The sequence below is a fragment of the Novosphingobium naphthalenivorans NBRC 102051 genome, from assembly GCF_001590985.1.
In the GTDB taxonomy this organism is placed as follows: domain Bacteria; phylum Pseudomonadota; class Alphaproteobacteria; order Sphingomonadales; family Sphingomonadaceae; genus Novosphingobium; species Novosphingobium naphthalenivorans.
Window position 1 is genome coordinate 1 of record NZ_BCTX01000233.1, and the last position, 512, is coordinate 512.

1 protein-coding gene is annotated in these 512 nt (G+C 63.5%); it reads left to right on the plus strand.

Annotated features, from left to right (window positions below; genetic code table 11):
- The coding region (gene istB, locus NN5_RS24885; protein WP_067739415.1) for an IS21-like element helper ATPase IstB at window positions 1-512 on the plus strand (512 nt) is incomplete at both ends.

Here is a 512-nt window from a genome sequence, read left to right on the forward strand (position 1 = left end):
CCTCCAGCGAGGTGAACGAAGCCATGGTCCGCCAGCTCCATCGCGGCGAGTTTATCGACGGCGCCCACAACGTGGTGCTGATCGGTGGTCCCGGCACCGGCAAAACCCACATTGCCACTGCGCTCGGCGTGCAGGCCGTCGAGCATCACCGCAAGAAGGTCCGCTTCTTCGCCACCGTCGACCTGGTCAATGCGCTGGAACAGGAAAAGGCCATGAACAAGGCCGGTCAGCTCGCCGATCGGCTGCTGCGCCTCGATCTGCTTATCCTCGACGAGCTGGGCTACCTGCCGTTCAGCGCGTCAGGCGGCGCGCTGCTGTTCCACCTGCTCAGCAAACTCTACGAGCGCACCAGCGTCATCATCACCACCAACCTCAGCTTCAGCGAATGGGCCGGTGTGTTCGGCGATGCCAAGATGACCACCGCACTGCTCGATCGGCTCACCCACCACTGCCACATCCTCGAGACCGGAAACGACAGCTTCCGCTTCCGCGCCAGTTCGGCTGCGCCCAAA